Source organism: Actinosynnema pretiosum (assembly GCF_002354875.1).
GTDB lineage: Bacteria > Actinomycetota > Actinomycetes > Mycobacteriales > Pseudonocardiaceae > Actinosynnema > Actinosynnema auranticum.
In genome coordinates, this window is record NZ_CP023445.1 from 6,071,320 (window position 1) to 6,095,391 (window position 24,072).

Consider the following 24,072-nt stretch of genomic DNA (forward strand, 5'->3'; position numbering starts at 1 on the left):
CGCGTGGCCGAGGAGAAGGTGGAAGCGGGCGGGGTCGAGATCACCGTCGGCGAGAAGACCACCGGGCAGAAGGCCGCCGAGGCCGCCCCGTTCTACGGGAACTACCTGAAGACCGCCGAGGCGGCGAGCAAGACCGGTGAGCCGGGTGGGGATCAGGCGCTCACCTCGGAGGCGTCGGCGCTGATCCAATCGGTGGGCGCCTCCGCCACGTCCATCGCGATGGACCCGCTCGGCTGGCTGATCGGGCAGGGGCTGAACTTCCTGATCAGCGTCGTGCAGCCGCTGGAGGACGCGATCCACTTCGTCAGCGGCGACGGTCCCGCGCTGGCGCAGGCGGCCGAGAACTTCAACGCCATCGGCGAGGGCGTCGCGAAGCTGCGCGAGTCCTTCGACCGGGACCTGAGCGGCAAGGTGCAGGGCTGGGAGGGCGGGGCCGCCGAGGCAGCCGCCGAGCGCCTGGGGCAGTTCGCGGGCGGTGTCGACGGGGTCGCCGGGCACGCCGGTGAGCTGGCCCAACTGCTCCAGATCTCCAGCATGGTCATGACCGTGGTCGAGGACGTGATCAAGGCGGTCCTCACCGAGCTGATCACCTGGCTGATCATGATCTGGATTCCCGCGCTGGCCGCCGCGATCCCCACGGCGGGCGGCTCGACGGCGGCGGCGGGCGCGGCCACCGGCGTGCGGGTCGCGGCCAGCGCGGGCCGGGTCGCCAGGATCGTCGCCAAGCTGCGCGGGTTCCTGACCAGGATCGTGGACTTCCTGCGCCGCCTGGTCGGCCGGATGCGGACCATCAGGCCCGCCTTCCGGAAGGCGATGGCGGACAAGGCCGCCGCCAGCAGGGCCGCCGACGCCCGCTTGGCGGCCCGGTCCGGCTCCCGGTGGCAGAAGACGCTGAACTCCCCGCTCGACCGGCTGATGAGCAAGGACGGCCTGGTCGGCGAGCGGGTGCAGCAGGGCGCGGGCAGGTCGTTCGCGCAGGCGGCGGGCGGCGAACTGGAGGCCCAGGTGCTGCCGCTGCACGAGAAGGGCGCGCGGAACCTGGCGGGCCTGGAGAAGCAGGCGGCCTACGACGGGACCGGGACCGACCGGTCCAAGCAGAGCATCAAGGGAGATCTGGACCTCTGATGGCCGAGAAAGCCGGTCTGCCCGAAGTGGCGCAGAGCATCGCGGAGTACCTGACCAGCCCCATCACGCTGGTGGCGCTGGGCGCCTGGCTGACGTTCGCGCTCATCCGCCGCCGGTCGCAGTTCCACGCGCGCGGGCGGGAACTGGCTGAGCGGGCCGCGGCGCTGGCGCCGCTGGCGAGCGCGCACGGAGGAGGGGTGACGGGGCCGGGGGACGGGGCGGCGCCCCGGTCGGCGTCGGTGCGCCCGCTGCTCCTCGGACCGCGCGACTCCCTGTTCCCGTTCTGGTTCTACCAGCGGTCGGCGCTCCGGTCCGACCTCGCGCTGGACCTGCGGCGCGGCCCCTGGCACATCCGGGTCACCGAGAACTCGGTGCGGGTGCTGCGGCACCCGAGACTCATCGGAGTCGACTGGGTGGTGGAGCACCGGATCGAGGTGGCCACCCACCCGCTGCCGCCGATGTCCCTGATCCGGCTCAGGGGCCTGCCCCACCACGAGCGGATGGCGCTCGCCCACGAGGCCGGGCTGCCGGTCGCGGGCGAGCGGGACCGGGACAGCCGCGTGCCGCTGGACTCGCCCGCGGACGTGGAGTTCAGCGCGCGCGGGCTCGACCTGGCGAGCGCGCGCAGCGCGTTCAACGCGGAGGCGCTGCGCTGGTTCGCCGCGCGCACCGACGCCCTGCCCGGCCCGCAGCAGGACGTGACGTGGCGGTTCGAGTCCGGTTTCCTCTACGCCGTCTTCGAGGGGCCCATCGACCCCGCGACGGTGCTCCCCGTGGTCGACAGCGCCGTCGGTCTGCTCGACCGCGTCCCCCGCGCGCGACCCCGGCACCCGGCAGCAGCGAGCTGACCGGCCCGCCGCGCCGGGCGGCGACGTGCCCGACACCCGGTCGTCCGGTCGGCAGGACCTAGGTCCCTTGCCACGGACCGCCTAACCATGCACCGCCCGATCTTGTCAACCCCCGGTCACGCTCCGCCGACCACCTTGCCTACCATCGGTGCGTGTCCGCACCGTCCTGGTTCACCTCTTTCCTGCGCTCAGGCCAGCGCTCGTTCGCCATCGCGGCGGTCCTCGCCCAGGCAGGCATCACCGTCACGGGCTCCGTCGTCCGCGTGACCGGCTCCGGCCTGGGGTGCCCGACGTGGCCCCAGTGCTTCGAGGGCAGCTTCACCCCCGTCGAGCACCCGGAGGTGGCCGCGCTGCACCAGTGGGTGGAGTTCGGCAACCGGACGCTCACCGGCGTCATCACGATCATCACGGCGCTGACCGTGCTGGCCGCCTGGTTCGACCGGCCCCGCCGCCCGCGCGTGCTCAAGCTGGCCCTGGTCCAGTTCGGCGGTGTGGTCCTGCAGGCCGTCGTCGGCGGGATCACCGTGCTCGCCGGCCTGGCCTGGTGGACGGTGAGCGTGCACTTCCTGATCTCGATGGTCCTGGTCTGGTACGCCGTGTTCCTGGTCGGCGCGCTGCGCGAGGGCGACGCGCCGCCCCGGCCGCTGCTGCCCCGCCCCCTGATGGCCCTCCAGGGCGTCCAGACGGGCGTGCTGGGCCTGCTGCTGGTCGCGGGCACCTTCACCACCGCCGCGGGCCCCCACGCTGGCGACGCGGACACCCCGCGCCTCCAGGTGGACATCGAGACCGTCGCGCAGCTGCACGCCGACCTGCTGTTCCTGTTCCTGGGGATGCTCATCGCGCTCGGCTTCGCGCTGCACTTCCACCTCAGGGCCGCGCGCAAGCGCTACTGGCTCCTGGTGGCCGCCGTGCTCGCCCAGGGCACCTCGGGGATGGTCCAGTACTTCCTCGGCATCCCCGAGGCCCTGGTGTCGCTGCACGTGCTCGGCTCGGCCGTGGTCGTCGTCGCGACCGCGGGCCTGTGGCTGGTCACCCGCGTCCGCGACGTCGAGGGCGCCGGGGATCAGCGCGAGGGCCTGCGCTCCCAGAGCGAGGGCAGCTCCGTGGCCAGCCACGCGTAGAGGTCGTCCACGGCGCGCAGCCTGACCGCCCGCTCCGGGTCACCGCTCATCAGGCGCATCCCGGACTCGGTCAGCTCGCGCACGCTGACCAGCGCGTCCAGCTTCCGCTGCACCAGGTCCGCCCAGCGCTTCTCGTCGATGCGGTACTGGGCGGCCTGGCGGCCCCTGCGGGTGCGCTTGGTCACCAGCCCCGCGTTGACGAGGAACTTCAGGTTGGTGCTGATGGACCCGCTGCTGGCCTCCAGCTCCTGGGACAGCTCGGCGGCCGTCCGCTCGCTGGGCTGGCACACCAGCAGGTAGCCGAGGATGCGCCCGCCGATCAGCGGGATGCCCTCCTCGGCGAAGTGGGCGGCGAACCGCTCGATCCACGCGGCCAGCCGCGCTTCCCGTCCCGCGCTCATGCGACCCCCTGCCCTTCGGTCAACACTGAAGGCATAGTAGGTCGCAGGTGGATCTTCCGGCAAAGGGCGCGCCGGGACGCGGGTGATCGCCCTGGGCGAAATCCCCTGCGGGCTCCCCGGTGGGAGCCCTCGCCGCGCGCCGGGCTCAGAGCCTGCGCAGCCCCGCGAGCACCCGCTCCATCAGGCCCATGTTCGGCTGGTCGCCGTCCTCGGACGAGATCGTCTGGTGCACGTCGATGAGCCCGCGCTCGGCCATGTCGCCCAGCAGCACCTTCGCCACGCCCAGCGGCACCTTCAGCAGCGCGGCGATCTCGGCCACCGACCGGGGCCTGCCGCACAGCGCGATGACCTCCTGGTGCTCGGCCTTCATGCCGAGCGCGGCCGGGTGGTCCCACTCGGCCGCCGAGACCAGGGTCTCCAGCTCCAGCTGGTAGGTGGAGGTGGTGCGCCCGCCGGTCCACGAGTAGGCGCGCACGATCGAGGGCGCGTCCTCGGGCTCGGCGGGGTGCCCCGCGTCGGCGTAACCGGCGTCGGGGTAACCGGCGTCGGCGTAACCGGGCTCGGGCTCGCCGTACCCGTCGTGCACCGGCTCGGCGTACCCGCGCTCGTACGCGGGGGCGTCGCCGTACCCCGCCTCGGAGTACGGGTAGTCCCCGTACTCCGGGCGGTCGTCCTGCCGCCCCTCCGGCTGCTCGGCCTCGGGCGCCCGCTCGGCCCGCCGCGCGCGGCGGGCCGCCCGGTCCGGCGTGGCCTCGCGCTCCGGCTTGGGCGAGCGGGATGAGCTGAAGCTGAAGCCGTTGAGCAGATCGGCGAACGACTGTTTGCCTGACTGGGACTCCGGATCGCTGCTCATCTGCTCCACCTCAGGCCGAAGGACGGGCCATGATCCGCTTGGCGTCGTGGATCTGCGCGCGCAGCTCCGGGGTCAGCAGCTGGCCGACCTGCTCGACCACCACCGTCATCTCGTAGGCCACCTGGCCGACGTCGGCGTCCGGCGCGGCCAGCACCGCGAGGCACGAGCCGTCCCGGATCGACATCAGCAGCATGATCCCGTGCTGCATCTCGACCACCGAGCGCTTGACGCCGCCCCCGTCGAAGCAGCGCGCCGCCGAGTCGGTCAGGCTCGACACGCCGGCCGCGATGGCCGCCAACTGGTCCGCCCGGTCCTCGGGGAGCCCGTCGGAGGCGGTCAGCAGCAGACCGTCCACCGAGATCACCACCGCGTGGGCGACACCGGGCACCCGGTCGGCGAAGTTGGACACCAGCCAACCGAACCGATCGACCTGCCCAGCCCTCTGCGCGCTCATTGTTCGGTCTCCCGCCCCGTTCTGTTGTCCCCAGCCTCACGAACACCTTGCCGGACGCCGGTCTGGTAGTTGGCCAGGAACCCGCGTGTCGCGCTCGGGTCCCTCCGTACGGGTGGGGGCGCAGCGCTCTCGCCCTCAGCCCGCGCGGGCCGCTCGGTGACCAGGTTCGCGTCCAGGTTGGTGCGCGGTTTGCGCTTGGGCAGCTCCGCCCCTGCGGCTGTCACGTGTCGGGACGGTACCTCTTCGGCCGGAATAGCGGGAGGCTGCGTCTGCCTGGTGGGTGACGGCGCGCCGAAGAACTGCGCGGTGGCCCGGCCGGGCGCATATGCCCCCTCGGTCGAGGGGGCCGCCTGCGGCGTCACCGGGGGCGCCGCGGGGGCGGCGTGGGCGGCGGGCTCGGCGGTCTGCGCCTTCGGGCGCTTGGAGAACCACGTCGAACCGCCCTGCGTGGCCTCTGGCTGCCGGAACGGGTCCGTCGCGGAGCGCGACGGGGGCGTCGCGGTGCGCTTGGGCAGCTCCCCGCCGGGCGGGATCTCGACCTGCCTGGGCGGCACGGGCGGCGCGTCGGCGACGTGGGAGGCGTCGCCCCGCGGGGCGGCGGTCGGCGCGGACGGGTCGACGGAGAAGGAGAACGAGTCGTCCATCACGAACTGCTCGGCGCGCGGCCCGCCCCGCTCCGGCCGAACGGGCTCCGAACGAGCGGGCTCCGAACGAGCGGGCTCCGAACGGGTGGGCTCCGGCGCGGCGGGCGGGGTCTGGTCGAGCGCGCGGCCCGCGAACGCGGCCCAGCCGCTCTCGCCCGCCGGGGCGCCGCCGAGCGCCGCGCCGTTCTGCGCGGTCCCGTTCTGCGCGGTCCCGTGGTGGGCGGCCCCGTTCTGCCCGGCGCCGCCGCGGGTCGCGCCGAACGGCGAGGTCCCGTTCTGCGGCGTGCCGTTCTGCAGGGCGTTGTGCACGACGTTGCTCTGCAGCGCGCTCTGCTGGGCGCCGCCCTGGCCGCGCTCCAGCTCGGCGGCGGGCCTGCGGGCGGCGGGCAGCTGCCCGGTCCCGGCCGGGCGGACCAGCTCGGAGGGCACGGCCACGACGGCGCGCACGCCGTCCCGCTCGGCGCCCTGTTCGCGCAGCACCACCTGGATGCCGTGCCTGCCCGCGAGCCTGCCGACCACGTACAGGCCGAGCTGGCGGGACGCGGACAGCTCGGCGGTGTCGTCCTGGGCCGCCGTGACGATCTTGCGGTTGGCCTCGGCCATGCCCTCCTCGGTGAGGCCGACGCCCTGGTCGACCACGTCGACGAGGACGCCGCCACCCGGTCGGGGCCGACCGCTGACGATCACCTGGGTGCCGGGCGGGGAGAACGCGGTGGCGTTGTCGAGCAGCTCCGCGACGAGCCGGACAAGGTCGCCCGCCGCGTAGCCGACCACGTCGACCGGCGGGACGGTCTGCACCATCACCCGGTGGTACTGCTCGATCTCGGACCCGGCGGCGCGCAGCACGTCGGCCAGCGGCACCGGCCGGGTGAACCGGCGGGCCACGTCGCTGCCGGAGAGCACCATCAGGTTCTCGTTGTTGCGGCGCATCCGGGTCGCCAGGTTGTCCAGCTTGAACAGGTTCGCCAGCTGGTCCGGGTTCTCCTCCTGGCGCTCCATCTCCTCCATGAGCTTGAGCTGGCGCTCGACCAGGCCCTGGCTGCGGCGGGAGAGGTTGATGAACGCGTTGCGCATCCCGGCGCGCAGCTCGGCCTGCTCGGCGGCGGAGCTGACGGCCTGGCTGTGCACGGCGTCGAACGCGCGGGCCAGCTGGCCGAACTCCTCGGTGGTGTGCACCGGCACCGGCTCGATCCCGGTGCGCACGCCGCCCTCGCGCAGCTGGGTGACCAGCTCGGGCAGGCGGTTGTTCGCGACGTCGAGGGCGGCCACCCGCAGGGTGCGCAGCGAGCGCAGCAGGTAGCTGCCGACGACGAAGCCGATGGCGCCCGCGGAGAACAGCGAGGCGAGCAGGATGACCGAGGCCACGCCCGCGCGGTTGCTGGTGGAGTCCTGGAGCCTGGCGGAGGCGCGCAGCAGCTCGCCGCCGAGGCGGGACATGACGACCTCGATGCGCGACAGGGTCGAGCTGGAGGCGGTGTTCCAGTCCTTGACCGGCACCTGGGTGCGCACGGTGCCGGGGTCGGTGCGCACGCCCTGGAGCAGCCGGTTGCGGGTGTCCACCTCGGGGCCGGCGACGGTGCTGCGGAAGTCGGCCTGCTGGTCGGCGGTGGCCACCGCGGTGAACTCGGCGACCTTGTCCTGGAAGCGGGTCCAGGACTGCTCCAGCATGGTCTTCTCGGTGTCCAGCAGGCCCCGGCGGCTCACGCCCGCGAGGACGGTGGCCTGCTGCCAGGAGACCTGCTCGCCGGTCATGGCCAGGTTGTGCAGGGCGTTCGCGGTTCCGGTGAGGGAGGCGTCGCCGAAGTCGCCGACCATGGCCTGGTCGAAGTCGGTGAGGGAGCGGATGACCACCGAGTAGGCGCCGATGCCGCCCGCGAGGTCGACGCCGCCGCTGGAGACCCGGTCGCGCAGCTGCGGCAGGCCGTCCAGCTGGACGAGCGCGTCGCGGTAGCGGGCCTCGGCGACGGGGCCGAGCGTGGGGGTGTTGCGGACCAGGTCGCGCACGGCGTTGGCGGCGCGGTCGGTCTCGTTGGTGACGGCGTCGAAGTTGCGCTTGTCCACGCCCGCGCCCTCGGCGCGCTGGGCGGACAGCGCCCGCTCGTCCTGGACGCTCGCGACCAGCGGGGTCAGCCCCGCGCGCAGCGACACCAGGCGCTGCATGTTCGCGTAGCCGTCGGCGGCGCGCACGTCGGTCCCGATCTGCGTCAGGCCCGAGCCGAGCGCGACGAGCACGGGTACCGCGAGGACGGCGGCCAGCTTGACCGGCAGCCGCCAATTCCGCCAGTCGGCGACGGCGGTCCGCCATTGCCTGCGCGTGCTGTTGTCGCCAGTCACCAAGCAGCCCCGGAGTTTCTTAAGGTCGATTCACCGCACAGCCAAAACCACACCGGCCTTTACGGCAGGCGGGGAAGGCTGCTGCGAGATAGTAGGTCGTGAACGCCCGAACGACAACGACCAGTCGTCCTGATCTCAACCGTTCGGCGGATCACACTATGTGAGAAATTTTCGAGAAACCCCGTTTACGCGGGTCGGAAGCCGCAGGTGTTAACAGATACGACACGCGCGGCGACACTCCGCACAGGCCGTTGGACAGCTGACCGGACGCGGTTACGCTGAGCGCCCGCAGCCGCCGTGCAGCCGCACGGGCCCGTGCCGCGAATCCGCGTGGAGGATTGATGACCAAGGCGTTTCCGCCACCGGTGGAATCCCGGTACCAGCGGGCGGACGCGCGGGGATTCGCCACTTTCGACGATCCCGCACCCGCTCTGCTCGTCGACGAGGACGGCAATCCGGATTACGTCGCGATTCAGCAGAGCGAGGATTTCCGGGAACTGCGCAGGCGCACCGCTCTGTTCGTCGTGCCCGCCATCCTGGGATTCCTCGCGTGGTACCTCGCGTACGTGGGCCTGTCCGCGTTCGCGCCCGACTTCATGGCCACCAGGGTGTTCGGCGTGGTCAACGTCGGCCTGCTGCTCGGACTGCTCCAGTTCGTCACCACCATCGCCCTGACCTTGGGCTACTCCCGATACGCCAGGCTCCGGCTGGACCCCAGGGTCGCCGCGGTCCGCGAGCTGACCGACGAGGACGGCATCTGATGGGCGCCAACACGGCGGTCAACCTGGGCGTGTTCGGCGTCTTCGTGCTGATCACGCTGTTCGTGGTGTACCGGGCGGGCGCCCGGAACGCGAGCGCGTCCGACTACTACGCCGCCGGGAGCAGCTTCACCGGCTCGCAGAACGGCGTCGCGCTCTCCGGCGACTTCCTTTCCGCCGCGTCCTTCCTGGGCATTTCCGGGAGCATCGCGGTGAACGGGTACGACGGGTTCCTGTACTCCATCGGCTGGGTCGTGTCCTGGTTGGTGGGGCTCATGCTCATCGCCGAGCGGCTGCGCAACACCGGCCGGTTCACCCTCGGGGACGTGCTGGCGTTCCGGATGCGCCAGCGGCCCGTCCGCGCGGCCACCGCCAACGTGACCCTCGTCATCTCGCTCTTCTACATGATCGCGCAGATGGCGGGCGCGGGCGCGCTCGTCTCGCTGCTGCTGGACGTGCAGAACGAGGCCGGGCAGGCGCTGGTCATCGCGGTCGTGGGCGTCGTCATGGTGCTGTACGTGCTGGTCGGCGGCATGAAGGGCACGACCTGGGTGCAGATCATCAAGGGCGTCCTGCTGCTGCTGTGCGTGACCATGCTGACGGTGTTCCTGCTCGGCAAGTTCGGCTTCAGCCTGTCGGCGCTGCTGGAGACCGCGAGCAGGCGCTCGCCGCTGGGCGACGAGGTGCTGGCGCCCGGCGCGCGCTACGGCGGCTCCGCGATCGCGCACCTGGACTTCATCTCGCTGGCGCTGGCGCTGGTGCTGGGCACCGCGAGCCTGCCGCACGTGCTGATGCGCTTCTACACCGTGCCGAACGCCCGCGAGGCGCGGCGCTCGGTGGTGTGGGCGACCTCGCTGATGGCCACGTTCTACCTGTGCACGCTGGTCATCGGGTTCGGCGCGCTGGCCCTGGTCGGCGAGGACTCGATCAGCAAGGCGCCGGGCGGGGAGAACTCGGCCGCGCCGCTGCTGGCGTTCCACATCGGCGGGACGGTGCTGCTGGGCATCGTGTGCGCGGTGGCGTTCGCGACGATCCTGGCGGTGGTGGCCGGTCTGACCATGACCGCGTCGGCCTCGTTCGCGCACGACGTGTACGCGAACGTCATCAAGCGCGGGCAGGCCGACCCGCGCTCCGAGGTGCGGGTCGCCCGGTTGACCGCCGTGGTGGTCGGCGTGCTGGCGATCGGCGGCGGCATCGTGGCCAACGGGCAGAACGTGGCGTTCCTGGTGGCGCTGGCGTTCGCGCTGGCCGCGTCGGCGAACCTGTCCACGATCGTGTACTCGATGTTCTGGAAGCGGTTCAACACCAACGGCACGCTGTGGGCGCTGTACGGCGGCCTGGGGTCGTGCGTGGTGCTGATCGCGTTCTCCCCCGCGGTGTCCGGGTCGCCGACGGCGATCTTCCCGCACGTGGACTTCCACTGGTTCCCGCTGGACAACCCCGGCCTGGTGTCGATCCCGCTGTCGTTCCTGTGCGGCTGGCTGGGGACGATCCTGTCCAAGGAGGAGGCGGACCCGGCGAAGCAGGCCGAGATGGAGGTCCGGTCGCTGACCGGGATCGGGTCCGGCTTGCAGCCCTGAGGTCCGCCCTGATCGGGTGAACGACCGGTGGCCCGCGCCTGACCTGGGCGCGGGCCACCGGTCGTTCCGGGGGCGGGGTCAGCGGGCCAGCGCGGCCCGGATCGCCGAGGCGAAGCGGAGCGGCGCGCCCGCGTCGGCCTGGCGGAAGCCCAGGGCGGGCTCGACCAGCTCCAGCTCCAGCAGCAGCGGGGCGCCGCCGGGGCCGGGGATCAGGTCGACCCGCGCGTACAGCAGCTCCGAGCGGCGCAGCCCGCAGCGGGCCGTGGCGGCGTCGAGGACGTCCTCGGCGAGGCGGCGGTACGCGGCGGGCGGCGCGGCCGGGCCCAGGCGCTCCAGGAGGTACAGGCCGGTCTCGTCGTAGACCGCGTCCTCGGTGAGCATCGGGCCCTTGGTGAACGCGTGCGAGTACCGGCCCGCGAAGAACACCAGCGCCGTCTCGCCCGCGCTGTCCACCCCGGACTGGTAGGGCTGCACCAGCGCGGGCGCGGCCAGCTCCGCCAGGTGCCGCTCGGCGGTCGCCACGTCGTTCGCGGCGATCCGCAGCGCGCCGCGCGAGCCCGCGCCCACGGTCGGCTTCACCACGAACTCGACGTCGCGCGGCCAGTCGGCGAACCCGGCGGTGGCCAGCGCGGTCGGCACCGCGGCGACCCCGTCCGAGGCCAGCGCGACCAGGTAGGTCTTGTCGATGTTCCAGCGGACCACGTGGGCCGGGTTGGCCAGCGCGGGCGTGGAGTCGACCCAGGACAGGAACGCGTCCAGCTTCTCCGGGTAGTCCCACGGGCTGCGCAGGACCACCAGGTCGGCGGCGGCGCCCTCGTCCGGGCCGTCCCACACCGAGAAGCCCGCGTGCACGCCCAGGTCGGCCAGCGCCTCGACCAGGGGCGCGTCGTCGACGTCGCCGTCGGGCAGCAGCCCGCAGGTGCTGAGGACCACCTTCACCGGCGGGCCATCTTCCTGCGGTGCTCGGGGCCGATCTTCAGCGCCTCGGTGGTCTCGCGGTCCCACTCGGCCGCGTCCAGGTCCGCGACGGCCGCCACGACCTCCTCGGCGGTCTCGACGTCGGGCAGGACCACGTCGCCCATGGCGCCGTCCGCGCCGACCAGCACGACGCGCGCGCCCGCCCGCCCGATGTTCTCCACGACGGCGCGGGACGGCTTGCCGTGGGCCGCCACGAAAGCCGACGCCGCCCGGACGCCTCCAGCGATCTTCTTGTCCTCTGCCACGCACGCCAGGGTAGGTGCTGCGGGTAATTTCCGTGCACGTGACCGAATCCACGACCCACGCGCAGCTCGTCGACGGCTTCCTCCGCTGGCACTTCGACGCGAACCCCGGTTCGGCGGCCATGCTCGGCTCGCTCGACCACGACCGGACGCTCGGCGACTTCACCGCCGAGTCCTTCCTCGCCCAGGAGCGGGAGGCCCTGACCTGGCTCGACCGGTTCAGCGAGGCCACCCCGACCGACCCCGCCGACGCGGTGGACCGGGCGCTGGTGGTGTCGGTGCTGCGCGGGGCGCGCGCCAAGGCCGAGTGGCCGTCGTGGCGGCGCGACCCGTCCGTGTACACCGGCGCGGTGCTGTTCCCGCTGTTCTCGGCGTTCCTGCACCGGCTGCGGCCCGAGGCGGAGCTGGTCGGGTCGGTGCTGGCCAGGCTCGCCGAGGTGCCCTCGGTGCTGGCGGCGTGCCGGGCGAACCTGTCGCCGGAGCTGGCCGCGCCGAAGATCGTGCTGCGGGGCGCGGCGCAGGCCCGCGCCGGGCGGGCGTTCCTGACCGGGACGCTGCCGTCCGAGGTGTCCGACCCGGACCTGCGGGCGCGGGTCGCCGAGGCGGCGGAACCGGCGGCGGCGGCGTTCGACGAGCTGGCGGCGTTCCTGGAGTCGTTCGCGGAGACCGCGCGCGGCGACTGGCGGATGGGCGAGGCGCTGTACTCGCGGCTGCTGACCGAGCAGGAGCTGCTCGGCTACGGGGCCTCGGAGCTGCACGAGCGCGGCCGGTCCGCGTACGCGGAGCTGGAGGCCGAGATGCGGGCGCTGGCCGGGGCCGACGACTGGCACTCGGTGATGCTCGCGCTGCAGGAGGACCACCCGCCGACGCCGGAGGCGATGCGCGCCGAGTACGAGGCGGAGACGCGGCGGGCGCGGGAGTTCCTCGTCGAGCGGGGGCTGGTGACGCTGGCCGACGGCGAGGAGTGCCGGGTGGTGCCCTCCCCCGCGTTCCAGCGGCCGGTGCTGTCGGTGGCCTCGTACATGCAGCCGCCGCCGCTGACCGCCTCGCGGCTCGGGCACTTCTTCGTGCCCACCCCGCCCGAGGCGTTCACCGCCGACCAGGTCGTGCAGCGGCTGCGCACCAACTCGCGGTCGCAGTTGGCCACGATCGCGGTGCACGAGGCGTACCCCGGCCACCACTGGCACCTGTCGTGGCTGGCGGCGCAGGACCGGACCGTGCGCAAGGTGTTCCGGACGCCGTACTTCTCCGAGGGCTGGGCGCTGTACTCGGAGAAGCTGCTGCGCGAGGAGGGGTACTTCACCGAGCGGGCGCAGGAGCTGGCGCACGTGGAGGCGCGGCTGTTCCGGGCGGCGCGGATGGTGGTGGACACGGCGCTGCACTGCGGCGACATGAGCGTGGCGCAGGCCGAGGAGTTCATGGTGACCAAGGCGTCGCTGACGCCGGGCACCGCCGAGGGCGAGGTGACGCGGTACTGCGCGTGGCCGACGCAGGCGCCGTCCTACCTGACCGGCGCGCTGGAGATCGAGCGGATCCGGGGCGAGTACCTGGCCGAGGGGCGCGGGACGCTGCGGGAGTTCCACGACCTGGTCGCCGGGTCGGGCGCGCTGCCGCTGGGGTTGGCGCGGCAGGTCGTGCTGGGGCGGTAGTACCGGTGGGTGGGACCGGTGGTCGCGCGGGAACAGCGCGACCGCCGGTCGCGCTGGAGGGCGTGGAGCCGGGTTCGCGCGGCGGGATCGAGCGAGCGCGGTCGTTGCAGGAGCGGTGCTGAGAGCTGAGGAGGTGCGGTAATGCCCAAGGCGGTCCTGGTTCGCGCGCACGGCGGGTCCGACGCGCTGGAGCACGCCGAGGTCGGGCCACTGGAGGCGGGCGCCGGGCAGGTGCTGGTCGACGTGGCCGCGGCGGGGGTCAACTACATCGACACCTACCACCGGTCCGGGTTGTACCCGGTGCCGCTGCCGTTCGGGCTGGGCCAGGAGGGCTCGGGCCGGGTGCGGGCGGTCGGCGAGGGCGTCGACGGGGTCGCGGTGGGCGACCGGGTGGCCTGGTACTCGGCGGCGGGCAGCTACGCCGAGCAGGTCGTGCTGCCCGAGGCCTCGGTGGTGCCGGTGCCCGAGGGGGTGTCGGACGAGGTGGCGGCGGCGCTGCTGCTCCAGGGGTTGACCGCGCACTACCTGGTCGCGTCGACCTACCCGGTGCAGGCGGGTGACGCGGTGCTCGTGCACGCGGCGGCGGGCGGGGTCGGGCTGCTGCTGACCCAGCTGGCGAAGGCGCGCGGCGGGCGGGTGATCGCGACGGTGTCCACCGACGCGAAGGCGGAGCTGGCGCGCGGGGCGGGCGCGGACGAGGTGGTCCGGTACGACCGGGAGGACTTCGCCGCGCGGGTGCGCGAGCTGACCGGCGGCGAGGGCGTGGCGGCGGTGTACGACGGCGTCGGGCGCAGCACGTTCGACGGCAGCCTGGCCAGCCTGCGCGTGCGCGGGGTGCTGGCGCTGTACGGCGCGGCGAGCGGCCCGGTGCCGCCGGTGGACCCGCAGCGGCTGAACGCGGCCGGGTCGGTGTTCCTGACCCGGCCGACCCTGGCCGCGCACGTGCTCGAGGCCGAGGAGCGCGCGTGGCGGACCGGGGAGCTGTTCGACGCGGTGCTGGGCGGGAAGCTGGACGTGCGGATCGGCGGCCGGTACCCGCTGGCGGACGCGGCTCGGGCGCACGACGACCTGGAGGGGCGCAGGACCACCGGGAAGCTGCTGCTGATCCCGTGACGGGCTGATCGGTCAGGACGGGTGAGGGCCCCGGCAGCCTCGTGCCGGGGCCCTCGCGCGCGGTGGACCGCTCGGGCGAGTTCGGGACTACTTGACGCTGACCGCGTCCACCACGAACAGCAGCGTCTCGCCGCCCTTGATGCCCTGGTTGCCCTGCGGGCCGTAGCCGAGGTCGGAGGGGATCACCAGCAGGCGGCGACCGCCCTCCTTGATGCCGACCAGGCCCTGGTTCCAGCCCTTGATGACCGGGGCGTTGCCCAGGTCCTCGACGTCGAAGGTCGCGCCGCGCTCGAAGGACGAGTCGGCGGTCTGGCCGTCGCTGAAGGTCACCAGCTCGTAGTTGACGGTGACCGTGGAGCCCGCCTTGGCCTCGGCGCCCTCGCCCTCCTTGAGGTCGCGGGAGAGCAGGCCGTCCTGCGGGGCGCAGTCCTTCGGCACGGTGATGGTCGGCTTCTGGCCGAAGTCGCCGGTGACCTGGTACTGCTCGGGCTGGCAGGGCGGGCCGGAGGGCTTGCTGACCTTGTTGCCGCCGGTCTGCGCGGCGGGCGCGGTGGCGGCGGGGGTGTTCTCCCCGGTCTGGGTGGACGGGCGGTCGCTGGGGGTGCAGGCGGTCAGCGCCACTCCGGCGGACAGCAAGGACACGAGAGCCAGGGCCGATCGGCCGACGGTACGCATGGTGGTCGAGCTTATGGGGCGGGTCCCGGGACGTCTCGCCCAGGTCGCCCGCGCAGGCTGAACGGGTGGCGGGGAAAATTCACTGAAAATGTCCAACCAAATACGCCTTCCGCAAAACTGCGGCCCCGCGTACAGTTGCTCCCCGCACCAACCATAACACCACGCGGCACTGATCCGTTCGTGTGCCGCCCAAGGAGGTGACACCGTGTCGGCGGAGCCGGACGGCGTCCGCATGAAGCTGTTGGTGGAATTGTTCTGGACCCGGACCGGGCTTCTCCTGCTGATACTGGTGACCACTTCCGGGATCTCGATGGTGATTTCCAGCGGGATGGCGGAGGGGACGGCGAGGAACCTGGTCGCCGCGCTCGCCTCCAGCACGCTGGTGTCCGCGGTCGTCGGGTTCACCCAGACGCTCGTGACCAGCACGGCGACCCGCCGCGCGATGGTCGAGCCGGTGGTCGCGGAGAGCCGGAAGGCGCTGCGCGAGCTGACCGACGAGTACCGGGCGCTGGACCGCGAGTTCTTCCCCAGCCACGTGTTCGAGCCGACCGCCAAGCCGGACCCGGCGTTCAACCAGCTCATGATGCAGGACCTGGAGCGCACCAGGCTGTACTGCTTCCGCGGGTTCGCGGGCCGGTACGCCGCGTCCCGCCTGCTGCTGGCCAAGTCCGAGTGCGAGCTGCGCGTGGTGCTCGCCGACCCGGCCGACGAGGACGCGATCACCGGCAGGGCCAGGTACCTGCTGCGCAACGCGGGTTCCGACGGCGACTACGACACCATCCGCGCCGACCTGCGCGAGCAGGTCGCGGTCGGGCTGGTGGGCCTGTTCCTGGCGCGGGGGCGGGCCAGCCGGATCGACGTGACCATCGTGTCCGACCCGCCGCTGGACCGGTTGGAGCTGTTCGACGACAGCGCCTGGCTGACCCTGTACACCGGGACCGCGTCCGGTTCGATGCGGCTCTACCCGCGCACGCTGAGGTTCTCCGAGGGTTCCTTTCTCTACGGGATGGAAAGGGCCGAGTTCCTCAGGATCAGCAATTCCAAGGCGGGGTTCCACTTCTCGCTGACTCCCGCGACCACTCGGGCTGACTTCTTCGCGCTCTTCGAGAAGATCACCGGGACCGCATTGGCGGAACCGGCGTTCGACGCACTGGAGGCGAAGTTCCACCACTTCCGCCGGGAATTCTCCGCCTCTGCTCAGTTGGGGAGCTGATAAGCAGTGCTGACCCACACCACCGAGATCTCCGCCCTCGCGGAGCTCGCCGCCCTCGTCTCGGACGACCACCCACCAGGCCCGGTGAACTGGGACCGGGTCGCGGAGGGCTTCTCCGCGTGGGCCGGTGATCCGGGGCTGCGCGAGCGGCTGAGGGAGGAGCTGCGCGCGCTCGGCCCGAGGGAGGAGACGCGCGTGGTGGCCCGGTCCCGCGAGACGACGACGCACTTCGCCTGGTGCCTGCGGGACGAGCCCGCCGAGCCGTTCACGTTCTGGCTGCACGAGTACAAGCCGCAGCGGGACTGGCGGCCGGGCTACGCCGACTCCGTCCACAACCACCGCTACCACTTCTGCACGGTCATCCTGTCGGGCGGCTACCTGCACGAGCGCTACCGCGTGCGGCTGGCGCCCGAGGGCACGGCGATCTCCGAGGTCGCCCCGCTGCGCAGCGCCGACTGCCGGGCCGGGGTGTCCGGGACGATGCTGGCGCACGAGTTCCACCGCATCCCGCGCGCGATCGACGGGACGATGACGTTCCTGGTCAAGTCGCGGGCGGTGAGCCCGTGGAGCCTGTCCTACGACCCCGGCACCGGGACCAGCCACCGGCACGTGCCGGTGGAGGCGCGCTGGGAGGTGCTGACCGGGAGGTTGTGACACCCGGTGCCCGACCAGGGTGCGCGAGGCCCGTGCCTCACCCGTTCGGGGGCTGCCCGGTTCCGGAGCGTTTCCACCCGGCCGGGCCACCCGGTCACCCGGCCGTTCACCGTGCTGGGTCGCGGTCCGCCACCCCGCTCGCGCGGCCCCCTCCCCCGCGCGACCGGGTCGGGGCCCCGCCCGAGCCGGTCGAACGGGCGTCCTCCGGGCACCCCGAGGGCACGGGCGCCGCCATACCATCGGCCCACCCGGCTCTGGGAGGGTCCGATGAGGATGATCACTGCTGTTTCCACCGAGGTCGTGGAGAAGCGCGTGTGGCGGTTGTGCCAGGACCACGCGGCGAACCTCCAGTTCCACGGCTGGCACCACGTGAGCTTCGTGCGCGACAAGGCCGTGCTGTTCGCGGGGCGCAACGGGGCGGACGTGGCGCTGGTCGAGGTCGCCGCGCTGGTGCACGACGTCAACTACGTGGTGCGCCGCAACTCGCTGCCCGTGGACGGGCGGGAGCTGCGGATGGAGATCCTGGCCGACGCCGGGGTGCCCGACGAGGCGGCGCTGCGGGTCGACGAGGTGGTCGAGGAGGCGGAGATGCGCACCCGCGACCGGTGGATCTCGGTCGAGGCGCAGGCGCTGTCCGACGCCGACACCCTGTTCAAGGCGTTGCCGGTGACCCCGGTGGTGCTGGCGCCGAAGTACCTGCTGGAGAACGGCATCACGCTCCGCCAGCTCGCGCACAAGATCGTCGGCGAGCAGCGGTCCAAGCACGACGAGGGCTACTACTTCTACGACCCCCAGGCCGCCGCCCTGTACTCCCGGTGGGCGAGCGCGAACCTGGAGCTGTGGCAGTGCATCGTGGAGTCGCTGGACGACCCGGCGGTGGAGGAACTGCTGGCAGCGGTGCCCTAAACCTGCCACAACGAAGTTTTTCAAGATTTTCTCGAAAACCTCCGTAAGAGCCCGGCCGCTCGCGCGTCCCCCTACCGCCAGAGGGTGAGCCGCGGTCGGGCGTGGAGGTGTCTCGGGTATGGAATTCACCGGTGAGAGGACGGCGGTCGGTGCTCCTCGCCAGCGCGAGCGCGCGGCGAGACCGGTCGGCGCGGCGGCGGCCCGCGCCGCGTTAGCCGTGTCGAGGAGCGACGTGACGGCGGCCGTGGCGGGTGACCGCGCGGCCGTCGAGCACCTGCTCGGCGTGCTGCGCCCGCTGATCGTCAAGTACTGCCGGGCGCGCGTCGGCGGCGCCTACGCCACCGCCGACGACGTGGCGCAGGAGGTGTGCCTGGCGGTGCTGAAGGCGCTGCCGAACTACCAGGACCAGGGGCGCCCGTTCCTGGCCTTCGTGTACGGCATCGCCGCCCACAAGGTGGCCGACGTCCACCGCTTCGCGGCCCGCAACCGCGCGGAGCCGGTGGCGGAGCTGCCGGACGCGCCGGAGTCGTCGGCGGGGCCGGAGGCGCGGGCGCTGCAGGGCGAGGTGTCGGAGCAGATGGCGGAGCTGCTGCGGGTGCTGCCGGAGAAGCAGCGGGAGATCCTGCTGCTGCGGGTGGTGGTGGGGATGTCGGCGGAGGAGACCGCGCACGCGGTGCGCTCGACGCCGGGCGCGGTGCGCGTGGCGCAGCACCGGGCGCTGGCGCGCCTGCGGGTGGCGCTGGCGGGAGGGGCGCCGTCGGTTCTGGCGTGAGGGGCGGGGGCGGGGAGCGACGCGGGCGGCCTCGGGCAGGGGCGGCGCGCGGGAGTGGGGCACGGGGGGTAGGGCGCACGGGGCGGGCAGGACACGGGGACGGACGCAGGGGCGGACAGGGCACAGGGGCGGGGACGGACACAGGGGCGGGGCCAGGGGGCTAGGACGCACGACGGGCCCGGACGCCACGCGGAGGACCACGCGGGCGCGCGGGCGAGGGGCGTGGGACGAGGGGTTGGGCGGGACGCCGAGCACGACGGCGACCCGCCCGGTGGGCTGTCCGGGGAGGCACGGCCGGCCCTCGCGGGGTGGAACGGGCACGGCGCGGCCCGGTGGACTGGCCGAGGAGGCCGGTGGCGCGCCCACCGGGGTTCCGGGTCGCGGCGAGCACCGTGGGCGGTCCGGGGAAGGCAGCGACGCGCGAACGAGTGAGGGCGGGAACCGGGTCGCGGCGAGGCCGTAGGCGGTCCGGGAAAACAGCGGCACGCCGACGAGCAAGGGCGAAGGCCAGGCCGCGGCGAGCACCGTGGGCGGTCCGGGAAAACAGCGGCACGCCGACGAGTGAGGGCGGGAACCGGGTCGCGGCGAGCACCCTGAGCCGTCCGGGGAAGGCATCGGCGCGCGGACGAGTGAACGCGAGGGCCGTTCAGGTGCTCCCCCGGTCCGCGTGACCGCCCGAGGGCCGGCCCGTTCGGCGGGGTGCGCGCCCCGCCGGACCGCGCGGGACGGCCTTCGGCTCCCCCGAGCGGGTGGTGCGGTCCCTGGAGCGGCGTGGCCCGGCCGGGGCGACCGCCCGGAGCTGTCGGCCCCCGCCCCTACCCTCCGCCCCATGGGAGTCTCGCTCTACTACGCCGCCACCCGCGCCACCCCGCTCACCGACGCCGAGCTCGCCGCCGTCGACGCGATCGTCACCCGGTGGAACGACACCGCTCCCTACCCGGACACCGAGGAGGGCCTCTACCTCTACCCGGTCGACGGCGCCGTGCTCAACGGCTCCACCAAACTCCCCTTCGAGCTCGACCGCACCGTCCCCTCGCTCGTGCACTGGCAGGCCGCCGTCACCGAGCTGCGCCGCGCCCTCCCCGACGCCGACTGGCGGGTCACCGTGGACGACGGGGACGTGCCGTGGACCGAGGAGCACGGGTACGCCAACCCGGCGCTCGCGGAGCTCGACCTGACCGCCCTCCTCGCCGAGGACCTGAAGAACCCCTGAGACCCGCGCCCGGAAAACCGCCGAAAACCCCCGGAAAAAGCGAAAGCCGGGGCCCGGAAAACCGGACCCCGGCCTCGGCCGGGCGCTAGCCCGAGATCAGAACGGCCACCCGAGCACCGGAAGGCCGACCACCGCGTCCACGGCCAGGCCGCAGAACACCAGGGTCAGGTACAGGTTCGACATGTGGAAGAACTTCATCGTGTTGGTCGACCCGCCCTTGCGGACCACCCCGTGCAGCCGGTGCGCGAACACCCCGAACCACACGCCCGACGCCAGCGCCACGCCCACGTAGATCCAGCTCGTCACCGGGGCCAGCAGCAGGCTGCACAGCACCGTCGCCCAGGAGTAGATGACGATCTGCCTGGTCACCTGCTGCGCGGTGGCCACGACGGGGAGCATCGGCACGCCCGCCCGCGCGTAGTCCTCCTTGAACTTCATCGCGAGCGCCCAGGTGTGCGGCGGCGTCCAGAAGAAGATCACGCCGAACATCGCCAGCGCGGGCAGCTCCACCGTGCCGGTCACCGCCGACCAGCCGATGACCACCGGCATGCAGCCCGCGAGGCCGCCCCAGATGATGTTCTGGGAGGTCCGGCGCTTGAGCACCAGCGTGTACACGAAGATGTAGAACAGGATCGTCGCGACGGCGAACACCGCGGACATCAGGTTCGTGGTGATCCACAGGAACGCGAACGACACCACGCCGAGCACGACGCCGAAGATCAGCGCGTTGCGCGGCGGGATCGAGTTCTTGGCCAGCGGCCTGGCGCCCGTGCGCTTCATCACCGAGTCGATGTCGGCGTCGATGTAGCAGTTCAGGGCGTTGGCGCTGCCCGCGGCGAGCGTCCCGCCCGCGAGCGTGCACGCGATGAGCCACAGCGGCGGCAGCCCGCGCTCGGCCAGCAGCATCGCCGGGATGGTGGTGATCAGCAGCAGCTCGATCACCCTCGGCTTCGTCAGCGCGACGTACGCGCCGACGACCTGCCGCGGAGTCCGCGCAGGGGCCTGCGCAACGGCACTCATCGCAGGGCGCTCCTCTGTCAGATCGGGGATGAACGGATCGTAACCGCGAGGTGTGGAGCCGGCCCTTTCGGGTAGGTGGTGACCAGCGGCACCACACCGCGCACACGCCCTGTGCGATCACGCACAGCGGATCTGCGCGCGTTCGGTGGCACATGCGCCCGAACAGCGGACTAGGCTGGTCGGAGGATGAGCAAAAACCGCGGATAGGCCCTGACGGGATCGATTGAGAAGCCTTGTCTGTGGACCGCCGCCCGCACTGAGACTGGAGCTGGAATCTCCGTGTCCGATGACATCACCCGGCTGACCGAGGCCACCGTCCCCGCCGACTGGACCGCGCTGGACAAGCGCGCCGTCGACACCGCGCGGGTCCTCGCCGCCGACGCCGTCCAGAAGGTCGGCAACGGCCACCCCGGCACCGCGATGAGCCTCGCCCCCGTGGCCTACTCGCTGTTCCAGCGGGTGATGCGCCACGACCCGGCCGACGCCGACTGGATCGGCCGCGACCGCTTCGTGCTGTCGGCGGGTCACTCCAGCCTGACGCTGTACATCCAGCTGTACCTGGCGGGCTACGGCCTGGAGCTGGACGACCTGAAGGCGCTGCGCACCTGGGGCTCCAAGACCCCCGGCCACCCGGAGCACCGCCACACCCCCGGTGTGGAGATCACCACCGGCCCGCTGGGCCAGGGCCTCGCCTCGGCCGTGGGCATGGCGATGGCCGCCCGCCGCGAGCGCGGCCTGTTCGACCCGGACGCCCCGGCGGGCGAGAGCCCGTTCGACCACCAGGTCTACGTGATCGCCTCCGACGGCGACATCGAGGAGGGCGTCACCTCCGAGGCCTCGTCGATCGCGGGCCACCAGCAGCTGGGCAACCTCACGCTGATCTACGACGACAACAAGATCTCGATCGAGGACGACACCGCGATCGCGCTGTCCGAGGACACCGCCAAGCGCTACGAGGCGTACGGCTGGCACGTGCAGGTCGTGGAGTCCGGCGAGAACATCTCCGGCATCCTGGCCGCGCTGGAGGCCGCCCGCGCCGAGACGGCCCGCCCGTCGCTGGTCGTGCTGCGCACGATCATCGGCTTCCCGGCGCCGAACAAGATGAACACCGGCAAGATCCACGGCTCCGCGCTGGGCGACGCCGAGGTGGTCGAGGTCAAGAAGGCGCTGGGCTTCGACCCGGAGCAGACCTTCGAGGTCTCCGACGAGGTGATCAACCACACCCGCTCGGTCATCAAGCGCGGTGAGGCGGCCAAGGCCGAGTGGCAGAAGTCCTTCGACGCGTGGGCGGAGGCGAACCCGGAGCGCAAGGCGCTGCTGGACCGCCTGATCGGCCGCGACCTGCCCGAGGGCTGGGCCGACGCGCTGCCCGTGTGGGAGCCGGACGCCAAGGGCGTCGCGACCCGCAAGGCCTCCGGCGACGTGCTGTCCGCGCTGGCCCCGGTCCTGCCGGAGCTGTGGGGCGGCTCGGCCGACCTGGCCGAGTCGAACAACACCACGATGAAGGGCGCGGACTCGTTCGGCCCGGTCAGCTCCTCCACGAGCACGTGGAGCGCGAACCCGTACGGCCGCACGCTGCACTTCGGCATCCGCGAGCACGCGATGGGCTCGATCCTCAACGGCATCGCGCTGCACGGCCCGACCCGCCCGTACGGCGGCACGTTCCTGGTGTTCAGCGACTACATGCGCCCGGCCGTGCGGCTGGCCGCGCTGATGAAGTCCGCGGTCACCTACGTGTGGACGCACGACTCCATCGGCCTCGGCGAGGACGGCCCGACGCACCAGCCGATCGAGCACCTGGCCGCGCTGCGCGCGATCCCCGGTCTCGCGGTGGTCCGCCCCGGCGACGCCAACGAGACCTCGGCGTCGTGGAAGGCGATCATCGAGAACCCGACCGGCCCGGCAGGCCTCGCGCTGACCAGGCAGAACCTCCCGGTGCTCGAGGGCACCAGGGAGAAGGCGTTCGAGGGCGTCGCCAAGGGCGGCTACGTGCTGGAGGACGCCGCGAACGGCGCCCCCGAGGTCGTGCTGATCGCCACCGGCTCCGAGCTGCAGATGGCGGTGGAGGCGCGGAAGGTCCTGGAGGCCGACGGCGTTGCAGCGCGTGTGGTGTCCATGCCGTGCGTCGAGTGGTTCGACGCCCAGGACGAGGCGTACCGCGAGTCGGTCATCCCGTCCTCGGTGAAGGCGCGCGTCGTGGTCGAGGCCGGGATCGCCCAGCCGTGGCACCGGTTCACCGGTGACGCGGGCGAGATCGTCTCGATCGAGCACTTCGGCGCCTCCGCCGACTACCAGACGCTGTTCCGCGAGTTCGGCTTCACGACCGAGAACGTCGTGGCCGCCGCCCGCCGGTCGCTGGACGCCACCCGCTGACCGACGACTCTTTTTCTAGGGGAGAAGCGAACATGACTGCGAAACCGCTGGCCGACCTCAGCGCCGCCGGTGTGTCGATCTGGCTCGACGACCTGTCGCGCGAGCGGCTGGACTCGGGCAACCTGGCCGGGCTGATCGCGGACAAGGCCGTGGTCGGCGTGACCACCAACCCGACGATCTTCGCCGGCGCCCTGTCCAAGGGCGACGCCTACGACGCGCAGGTGCGCGAGCTGGCCGCGCGCGGCGCCGACACCGAGGCCGTGGTGCGCGAGACCACCACGACCGACGTGCGCAACGCGTGCGACCTGTTCCGCGACGTCTACGCCAAGTCGAACGGCGTCGACGGCCGGGTGTCCATCGAGGTGGACCCGCGCCTGGCCAAGGACACCGACAAGACCGCCGCCGAGGCGCTCGACCTGTGGAAGGCCGTTGACCGGCCGAACCTGATGGTCAAGATCCCCGGCACCGTCGAGGGCCTGCCCGCGATCACCAAGACGCTCGGCGAGGGCGTCAGCGTGAACGTGACGCTGATCTTCAGCACCGAGCGCTACCGCGCCGTGATGGACGCCTACCTGGCGGGCCTGGAGCTGGCCAAGTCCAACGGCCACGACCTGCGCACCATCCACTCGGTGGCGTCGTTCTTCGTGTCCCGCGTGGACAGCGAGATCGACAAGCGGCTGTCCGCCATCGGCACCGACGAGGCCAAGTCCCTGCTGGGCAAGGCCGCGATCGCGAACGCCGTGCTGGCCTACGCCGCCTACCAGGAGGTGTTCTCCGGCCCGCGCTGGGAGGCCCTCGCGGCGGACGGCGCGAACGCGCAGCGCCCGCTGTGGGCGTCGACCGGCGTGAAGGACCCGAACTACTCCGACACCCGGTACGTCGACCAGCTGGTCGTCGACGGCGTGGTCAACACCATGCCGGAGAAGACCCTGGACGCGGTCGCCGACCACGGTCAGATCACCGGTGACACGGTCACCGGCAAGGCCGACGAGGCGCAGGCCGTGTTCGACGCGATCGCGGCGGCCGGCGTCGACGTGACCGACGTCTTCGTCACGCTGGAGACCGAGGGCGTCGACAAGTTCGAGAAGTCCTGGGCCGAGCTGCTGGAGACCGTCACCGGTCAGCTGGAGAAGGCGAAGGGCTGAC

Annotated in this window: 22 protein-coding genes; 14 read left to right on the top strand and 8 right to left on the bottom strand. The window is 72.6% G+C overall.

Annotation, left to right across the window (positions count from 1 at the left end; all coding sequences use genetic code 11):
• Nucleotides 1–3: 3 nt before the first annotated feature.
• The 3 genes from CNX65_RS25695 to CNX65_RS25705 all read left to right on the top strand — a co-directional run bounded on the left by CNX65_RS25695 (nt 4) and on the right by CNX65_RS25705 (nt 3,094).
• Nucleotides 4–1,125: a hypothetical protein gene (locus CNX65_RS25695; protein WP_096496059.1), complete on the top strand. Its 1,122-nt coding sequence runs from the start codon at nt 4–6 to the stop codon at nt 1,123–1,125.
• Complete coding sequence (locus CNX65_RS25700) at nt 1,125–1,973, top strand: hypothetical protein (protein WP_096496060.1); 849 nt, start codon at nt 1,125–1,127, stop codon at nt 1,971–1,973. Before CNX65_RS25695 ends, CNX65_RS25700 begins: the two co-directional genes overlap by 1 nt.
• A 152-nt stretch (nt 1,974–2,125) precedes the next feature.
• Entirely contained in the window at nt 2,126–3,094 is a 969-nt protein-coding gene (locus CNX65_RS25705) for a COX15/CtaA family protein (protein ID WP_096496061.1), read from the top strand.
• Here the strand turns inward: CNX65_RS25705 and CNX65_RS25710 are convergent.
• From CNX65_RS25710 to CNX65_RS25725, 4 genes are all read right to left on the bottom strand, one after another.
• Nucleotides 3,037–3,495 (bottom strand): GbsR/MarR family transcriptional regulator, encoded by a 459-nt coding sequence (locus tag CNX65_RS25710; RefSeq protein ID WP_015803876.1) that lies wholly within the window; start codon nt 3,493–3,495, stop codon nt 3,037–3,039. The genes CNX65_RS25705 and CNX65_RS25710 overlap by 58 nt on opposite strands.
• Nucleotides 3,496–3,640: 145 nt before the next feature.
• Nucleotides 3,641–4,348: a DUF742 domain-containing protein gene (locus CNX65_RS35750; RefSeq protein WP_157767860.1), complete on the bottom strand. Its 708-nt coding sequence runs from the start codon at nt 4,346–4,348 to the stop codon at nt 3,641–3,643.
• Between the two features lie 10 nt (nt 4,349–4,358).
• A complete protein-coding gene (locus tag CNX65_RS25720) occupies nt 4,359–4,802 on the bottom strand; it encodes a roadblock/LC7 domain-containing protein (RefSeq protein ID WP_096496062.1) in 444 nt (147 codons plus the stop codon).
• Nucleotides 4,799–7,780, bottom strand: a complete 2,982-nt coding sequence (locus CNX65_RS25725; RefSeq protein WP_096496063.1) for a sensor histidine kinase — start codon at nt 7,778–7,780, stop codon at nt 4,799–4,801. The genes CNX65_RS25720 and CNX65_RS25725 overlap by 4 nt, the downstream gene beginning before the upstream one ends.
• Before the next feature lie 341 nt (nt 7,781–8,121).
• Here CNX65_RS25725 and CNX65_RS25730 point away from each other — a divergent pair, with 341 nt between their 5' ends.
• Together CNX65_RS25730 and CNX65_RS25735 are read left to right on the top strand one after the other, a co-directional pair.
• Nucleotides 8,122–8,541, top strand: coding sequence for a DUF485 domain-containing protein (locus CNX65_RS25730; RefSeq protein ID WP_096496064.1), 420 nt, complete (start codon nt 8,122–8,124; stop codon nt 8,539–8,541).
• Nucleotides 8,541–10,118: a solute symporter family protein gene (locus tag CNX65_RS25735; RefSeq protein ID WP_096496065.1), complete on the top strand. Its 1,578-nt coding sequence runs from the start codon at nt 8,541–8,543 to the stop codon at nt 10,116–10,118. The genes CNX65_RS25730 and CNX65_RS25735 overlap by 1 nt, the downstream gene beginning before the upstream one ends.
• A gap of 78 nt (nt 10,119–10,196) precedes the next feature.
• Here the strand turns inward: CNX65_RS25735 and CNX65_RS25740 are convergent, their stop codons facing one another.
• The gene (locus CNX65_RS25740) at nt 10,197–11,057 is read right to left on the bottom strand and encodes an ATP-grasp domain-containing protein (RefSeq protein WP_096496066.1); all 861 of its coding nucleotides are present in this window, start codon (nt 11,055–11,057) and stop codon (nt 10,197–10,199) included.
• Nucleotides 11,054–11,341, bottom strand: coding sequence for a hypothetical protein (locus CNX65_RS25745; RefSeq protein ID WP_096496067.1), 288 nt, complete (start codon nt 11,339–11,341; stop codon nt 11,054–11,056). Before CNX65_RS25745 ends, CNX65_RS25740 begins: the two co-directional genes overlap by 4 nt.
• 38 nt (nt 11,342–11,379) lie before the next feature.
• Between CNX65_RS25745 and CNX65_RS25750 the strand changes: the two genes are divergently transcribed.
• Complete coding sequence (locus CNX65_RS25750; RefSeq protein WP_232520009.1) at nt 11,380–12,987, top strand: DUF885 domain-containing protein; 1,608 nt, start codon at nt 11,380–11,382, stop codon at nt 12,985–12,987.
• Nucleotides 12,988–13,128: 141 nt separating this feature from the next.
• On the top strand, nt 13,129–14,100 hold the full coding sequence (locus CNX65_RS25755) for a quinone oxidoreductase family protein (protein WP_096496069.1): 972 nt from the start codon (nt 13,129–13,131) through the stop codon (nt 14,098–14,100).
• Nucleotides 14,101–14,187: 87 nt separating this feature from the next.
• On the opposite strand, the gene CNX65_RS25760 is transcribed toward CNX65_RS25755, so the two are convergent.
• Nucleotides 14,188–14,742 (bottom strand): FKBP-type peptidyl-prolyl cis-trans isomerase, encoded by a 555-nt coding sequence (locus tag CNX65_RS25760; RefSeq protein ID WP_232520010.1) that lies wholly within the window; start codon nt 14,740–14,742, stop codon nt 14,188–14,190.
• A 238-nt stretch (nt 14,743–14,980) separates the two neighbouring features.
• Between CNX65_RS25760 and CNX65_RS25765 the strand changes: the two genes are divergently transcribed.
• The 5 genes from CNX65_RS25765 (at nt 14,981) to CNX65_RS25785 (ending at nt 19,533) form a co-directional block, all read left to right on the top strand.
• On the top strand, nt 14,981–15,988 hold the full coding sequence (locus CNX65_RS25765) for a hypothetical protein (protein ID WP_096496071.1): 1,008 nt from the start codon (nt 14,981–14,983) through the stop codon (nt 15,986–15,988).
• A gap of 6 nt (nt 15,989–15,994) precedes the next feature.
• Nucleotides 15,995–16,642, top strand: a complete 648-nt coding sequence (locus CNX65_RS25770) for a hypothetical protein (protein WP_096496072.1) — start codon at nt 15,995–15,997, stop codon at nt 16,640–16,642.
• A 267-nt stretch (nt 16,643–16,909) separates the two neighbouring features.
• Nucleotides 16,910–17,548 (top strand): HD domain-containing protein, encoded by a 639-nt coding sequence (locus tag CNX65_RS25775; RefSeq protein WP_096496073.1) that lies wholly within the window; start codon nt 16,910–16,912, stop codon nt 17,546–17,548.
• A gap of 118 nt (nt 17,549–17,666) precedes the next feature.
• The gene (locus tag CNX65_RS25780; RefSeq protein ID WP_218182396.1) at nt 17,667–18,320 is read left to right on the top strand and encodes a sigma-70 family RNA polymerase sigma factor; all 654 of its coding nucleotides are present in this window, start codon (nt 17,667–17,669) and stop codon (nt 18,318–18,320) included.
• An 829-nt stretch (nt 18,321–19,149) separates the two neighbouring features.
• Complete coding sequence (locus CNX65_RS25785) at nt 19,150–19,533, top strand: hypothetical protein (RefSeq protein ID WP_096496074.1); 384 nt, start codon at nt 19,150–19,152, stop codon at nt 19,531–19,533.
• Nucleotides 19,534–19,629: 96 nt separating this feature from the next.
• On the opposite strand, the gene CNX65_RS25790 is transcribed toward CNX65_RS25785, so the two are convergent.
• Nucleotides 19,630–20,553, bottom strand: a complete 924-nt coding sequence (locus CNX65_RS25790) for a heme o synthase (protein WP_096496075.1) — start codon at nt 20,551–20,553, stop codon at nt 19,630–19,632.
• A gap of 273 nt (nt 20,554–20,826) precedes the next feature.
• Here CNX65_RS25790 and tkt point away from each other — a divergent pair, with 273 nt between their 5' ends.
• Nucleotides 20,827–22,926, top strand: coding sequence for a transketolase (gene tkt / locus CNX65_RS25795; RefSeq protein WP_096496076.1), 2,100 nt, complete (start codon nt 20,827–20,829; stop codon nt 22,924–22,926).
• Nucleotides 22,927–22,958: 32 nt separating this feature from the next.
• On the top strand, nt 22,959–24,071 hold the full coding sequence (tal, locus tag CNX65_RS25800) for a transaldolase (protein WP_015803894.1): 1,113 nt from the start codon (nt 22,959–22,961) through the stop codon (nt 24,069–24,071).
• Nucleotide 24,072 lies beyond the last annotated feature (1 nt).